The organism is Nocardioides marmoraquaticus (assembly GCF_054777915.1).
In genome coordinates this window covers 1-5,603 of record NZ_BAAHAA010000047.1, presented here as the reverse complement: position 1 = coordinate 5,603, position 5,603 = coordinate 1, and the positions used below count along the sequence as shown (strand labels likewise).

Here is a 5,603-nt window from a genome sequence, read left to right as displayed (position 1 = left end):
CCGGTAAGTTTTGTCAGGTTGTCCCTGGCGGGGTCGTGAGGCTCGTCTGCTGGGTGTGCGCTTGATCCTTGAGAACTCAACAGTGTGCCAAAAGTCGACGAATTGATTTACCCGTCCGGCTTTCTGGGTCTTGGTTTCGGCTGGGGTCTGGTTGGTCGGCGGTTCCTTTGGTAAGGACAATGATTCTGACAGTTGATGTCAGGGTTTGTTCCCTTGCCGGGACATCTCTTGGCTGCCGTGCTGGTCTTCGTGGCTGGTGTGGTGGTCGTTGTTTTTCAACGGAGAGTTTGATCCTGGCTCAGGACGAACGCTGGCGGCGTGCTTAACACATGCAAGTCGAGCGGTAAGGCCCTTCGGGGTACACGAGCGGCGAACGGGTGAGTAACACGTGAGCAATCTGCCCTTCACTCTGGGATAACCCCCGGAAACGGGAGCTAATACCGGATATGACCACTACACGCATGTGTTGGTGGTGGAAAGTTCTGGCGGTGGAGGATGAGCTCGCGGCCTATCAGCTTGTTGGTGGGGTAATGGCCCACCAAGGCTTCGACGGGTAGCCGGCCTGAGAGGGTGACCGGCCACACTGGGACTGAGACACGGCCCAGACTCCTACGGGAGGCAGCAGTGGGGAATATTGGACAATGGGCGAAAGCCTGATCCAGCAACGCCGCGTGAGGGATGACGGCCTTCGGGTTGTAAACCTCTTTCAGCGCAGACGAAGCGAAAGTGACGGTATGCGCAGAAGAAGCACCGGCCAACTACGTGCCAGCAGCCGCGGTAATACGTAGGGTGCGAGCGTTGTCCGGAATTATTGGGCGTAAAGGGCTCGTAGGCGGTCTGTCGCGTCAGGAGTGAAAACTCGGGGCTCAACCCCGAGCCTGCTTCTGATACGGGCAGACTAGAGGTATGCAGGGGAGAACGGAATTCCTGGTGTAGCGGTGAAATGCGCAGATATCAGGAGGAACACCGGTGGCGAAGGCGGTTCTCTGGGCATTACCTGACGCTGAGGAGCGAAAGTGTGGGGAGCGAACAGGATTAGATACCCTGGTAGTCCACACCGTAAACGTTGGGCGCTAGGTGTGGGGCTCATTCCACGAGTTCCGTGCCGCAGCTAACGCATTAAGCGCCCCGCCTGGGGAGTACGGCCGCAAGGCTAAAACTCAAAGGAATTGACGGGGGCCCGCACAAGCGGCGGAGCATGCGGATTAATTCGATGCAACGCGAAGAACCTTACCTAGGTTTGACATAGGCGAGAAGCCGCTGGAGACAGCGGTCTCTTTGGACACTCGTTTACAGGTGGTGCATGGCTGTCGTCAGCTCGTGTCGTGAGATGTTGGGTTAAGTCCCGCAACGAGCGCAACCCTCGTCTTATGTTGCCAGCACGTCATGGTGGGGACTCATAAGAGACTGCCGGGGTCAACTCGGAGGAAGGTGGGGATGACGTCAAGTCATCATGCCCCTTATGCCTAGGGCTTCACGCATGCTACAATGGCCGGTACAAAGGGCTGCGATACCGCGAGGTGGAGCGAATCCCAAAAAGCCGGTCTCAGTTCGGATTGGGGTCTGCAACTCGACCCCATGAAGTCGGAGTCGCTAGTAATCGCAGATCAGCAACGCTGCGGTGAATACGTTCCCGGGCCTTGTACACACCGCCCGTCACGTCACGAAAGTTGGCAACACCCGAAGCCAGTGGCCCAACCCTTGTGGGGGGAGCTGTCGAAGGTGGGGCGAGCGATTGGGACGAAGTCGTAACAAGGTAGCCGTACCGGAAGGTGCGGCTGGATCACCTCCTTTCTAAGGAGCATCAGCTGGCCGCTCCCTCGCCTTGTGTGGGGGATGCGGTCCAGGGCGTCGGGTTTCGGAGGCGGATGTCCTCCGGTCCGGCACTGCTCACTAGTGGAACGTCGACTAGTTGGTGGTCGCCTCGCAGACGCGGGGCCGTCAGTACTGCTGCATCCCGTCAGGGGTGGGGCGTGGAACCTCGGTCTCACCGGTAGCGCAGGGATCGCTTGGCACACTGTTGGGTCCTGAGGGACCAAGCGCCAGGCCGTGAGGCCTGCTTGGTTTTTCACGGGTCTCCATCTCCTCGAACCATTCGGGTCGTGTCTCTCTTGAGAGGGTGTGGCTGGGTAGGCGGGGGTTGTGGTGGGGAGTGCCGGTTGTTGTTTGAGAACTACACAGTGGACGCGAGCATCTTTGTAGCAAGACAAGCTACTAAGGGCACATGGTGGATGCCTTGGCACCAAGAGCCGATGAAGGACGTAGGAGCCTGCGATAAGCCCCGGGAAGTTGGCAACCGAGCGTTGATCCGGGGATGTCCGAATGGGGAAACCCAGCTGGAGTCATGTCCAGTTACCTCTACCTGAACACATAGGGTAGTTGGAGGGAACGTCGGGAAGTGAAACATCTCAGTACCGACAGGAAGAGAAAACAACAGTGATTCCGAGAGTAGTGGCGAGCGAAATCGGATGAGGCCAAACTCATGTCGTGTGATAGCCGGCAGGCGTTGCGATGTGAGGGTTGTGGGGCCGTTTGGTCTGTACTGCCGTGCAGACACAGAGTGAGAAACCACAGATGAAGTCGAAGTGGGCTGGAAAGTCCCGGCACAGAGGGTGATACCCCCGTACACGTAAGTCTGTGGCTCTGAAGCGTGACCCCAAGTAACACGGAACCCCTGAAATTCCGTGTGAATCTGGCGGGACCACCCGTTAAGCCTAAATACTCCTTGGTGACCGATAGCGGACAAGTACCGTGAGGGAAAGGTGAAAAGTACCCCTGGCGGGGAGTGAAATAGTACCTGAAACCGTGTGCCTACAATCCGTCGGAGCGGGTCTTTCGAGATCTGTGACGGCGTGCCTTTTGAAGAATGAGCCTGCGAGTTTGCGTTGTGTCGCGAGGTTAACCCGTGTGGGGAAGCCGTAGCGAAAGCGAGTCCGAACAGGGCGTTGCAGTGGCACGATCAAGACCCGAAGCGAAGTGATCTATCCATGGGCAGGTTGAAGCGCGGGTAAGACCGCGTGGAGGACCGAACCCACTTAGGTTGAAAACTGAGGGGATGACCTGTGGATAGGGGTGAAAGGCCAATCAAACTTCGTGATAGCTGGTTCTCCCCGAAATGCATTTAGGTGCAGCGTCGCGTGTTTCTTCCCGGAGGTAGAGCACTGGATGGTCTAGGGGGCCCACAAGCTTACCGAAATCAACCAAACTCCGAATGCTGGGAAGTGAGAGCGCGGCAGTGAGACTGCGGGGGATAAGCTCCGTAGTCGAGAGGGAAACAGCCCAGACCATCAGCTAAGGCCCCTAAGCGGTGACTAAGTGGAAAAGGATGTGAAGTCGCAGAGACAACCAGGAGGTTGGCTTAGAAGCAGCCACCCTTGAAAGAGTGCGTAATAGCTCACTGGTCAAGTGATTTCGCGCCGACAATGTAGCGGGGCTCAAGTCATCCGCCGAAGCTATGGCATTCACACGTTCAAGTCCGGCCACTCCTTGAGGGTGGTCCAGGTGTGTGGATGGGTAGGGGAGCGTCGTGTGGCGAGTGAAGCGGCGGTGTGAACCAGTCGTGGATGCCACACGAGTGAGAATGCAGGCATGAGTAGCGAAAGAAGAGTGAGAAACTCTTCCGCCGAATGATCAAGGGTTCCAGGGTCAAGCTAATCTGCCCTGGGTAAGTCGGGACCTAAGGCGAGGCCGACAGGCGTAGTCGATGGACAACGGGTTGATATTCCCGTACCGGCAAAACAGCGCCCATGACGAACCCGGTGATGCTAAGTGCCCAAAGCCACCTGGATCCTTCGGGACGATGGTGGTGGAGCGCACGACCCGAACCGGTAGTAGTCAAGCGATGGGGTGACGCAGGAAGGTAGTCCAACCCGGGCAATGGTTGTTCCCGGGCCAAGGGTGTAGGGCGCATGATAGGCAAATCCGTCATGCACATGCCTGAGACCTGATGGGGAGCGTTATGTGAAGTGGATGATCCTATGCTGTCGAGAAAAACCTCTAGCGAGCTGTGCGCCGCCCGTACCCCAAACCGACTCAGGTGATCAGGTAGAGAATACCAAGGCGATCGAGTGAACCATGGTTAAGGAACTCGGCAAAATGCCCCCGTAACTTCGGGAGAAGGGGGGCCGGATTTGTCAGTGCACTTGCTGCATGAAGCAATGATGGCCGCAGAGACCAGGCCCAAGCGACTGTTTACTAAAAACACAGGTCCGTGCGAAGTCGAAAGACGATGTATACGGACTGACTCCTGCCCGGTGCTGGAAGGTTAAGGGGACGTGTTAGCACGCAAGTGCGAAGCGCAGAACTTAAGCCCCAGTAAACGGCGGTGGTAACTATAACCATCCTAAGGTAGCGAAATTCCTTGTCGGGTAAGTTCCGACCTGCACGAATGGAGTAACGACTTGGGCGCTGTCTCAACCGTGGACTCGGCGAAATTGCACTACGAGTAAAGATGCTCGTTACGCGCGGCAGGACGGAAAGACCCCGGGACCTTTACTATAGTTTGGTATTGGTGTTTGGTTCAGTTTGTGTAGGATAGGTGGGAGACTGTGAAACCTTCACGCCAGTGGGGGTGGAGTCAACGTTGAAATACCACTCTGACTGTATTAGACATCTAACCTAGGTCCGTGATCCGGATCAGGGACAGTGCCTGATGGGTAGTTTAACTGGGGCGGTTGCCTCCTAAAATGTAACGGAGGCGCTCAAAGGTTCCCTCAGCCTGGTTGGCAATCAGGTTTCGAGTGTAAGTGCACAAGGGAGCTTGACTGTGAGAGTGACAGCTCGAGCAGGGACGAAAGTCGGAACTAGTGATCCGGCGCTGGCATGTGGAAGCGGCGTCGCTCAACGGATAAAAGGTACCCCGGGGATAACAGGCTGATCTTCCCCAAGAGTCCATATCGACGGGATGGTTTGGCACCTCGATGTCGGCTCGTCGCATCCTGGGGCCGGAGTAGGTCCCAAGGGTTGGGCTGTTCGCCCATTAAAGCGGCACGCGAGCTGGGTTTAGAACGTCGTGAGACAGTTCGGTCCCTATCCGCCGCGCGCGCAGGAAACTTGAGAAAGGCTGTCCCTAGTACGAGAGGACCGGGATGGACGGACCTCTGGTGTGCCAGTTGTTCTGCCAAGAGCACGGCTGGTTAGCTACGTTCGGAAGTGATAACCGCTGAAAGCATCTAAGCGGGAAGCACGTTTCAAGATGAGGTTTCCCACCGGGTAACCGGGTAAGGCCCCCAGTAGACGACTGGGTTGATAGGCCGGAGGTGTACAGCAGTGATGCCTAGCCGACCGGTACTAATAGGCCGAGGGCTTGTCCCTCAAAGATGTTGCGCGTCCACTGTGTGGTTCCCGAGTAATGACCGGGACCCGAGACCGATCCACTCCCTCGATGTGTCGACGGTGTGGTGGGGGTTTTGGTCCTTGGCACAACTCCATAGAGTTTCGGCGGCCATAGCGAAAGGGAAATACCCGGCTCCATTCCGAACCCGGAAGTCAAGCCTTTCAGCGCCGATGGTACTGCGACCGGGAGGTCGTGGGAGAGTAGGACGTCGCCGGACAATTCTTAGTGGCTGAAGGCCGTCCCCCGCGGGGGGCGGCCTTCAGTCGTT

Annotated in this window: 3 rRNA genes; all 3 read left to right on the top strand. The window is 57.1% G+C overall.

Features of this window, described 5'->3' with window-relative positions:
* The first annotated feature begins 275 nt into the window (after positions 1-275).
* The 3 genes from ACYU8I_RS18770 to rrf all read left to right on the top strand — a co-directional run bounded on the left by ACYU8I_RS18770 (position 276) and on the right by rrf (position 5,552).
* Positions 276-1,794 (top strand): 16S ribosomal RNA (locus tag ACYU8I_RS18770).
* 410 nt (positions 1,795-2,204) lie between these two features.
* Positions 2,205-5,313, top strand: a 23S ribosomal RNA gene (locus ACYU8I_RS18765).
* Positions 5,314-5,435: 122 nt separating this feature from the next.
* Positions 5,436-5,552 (top strand): 5S ribosomal RNA (rrf, locus tag ACYU8I_RS18760).
* The 16S, 23S and 5S rRNA genes sit together here, the layout of an rRNA operon.
* Positions 5,553-5,603 lie beyond the last annotated feature (51 nt).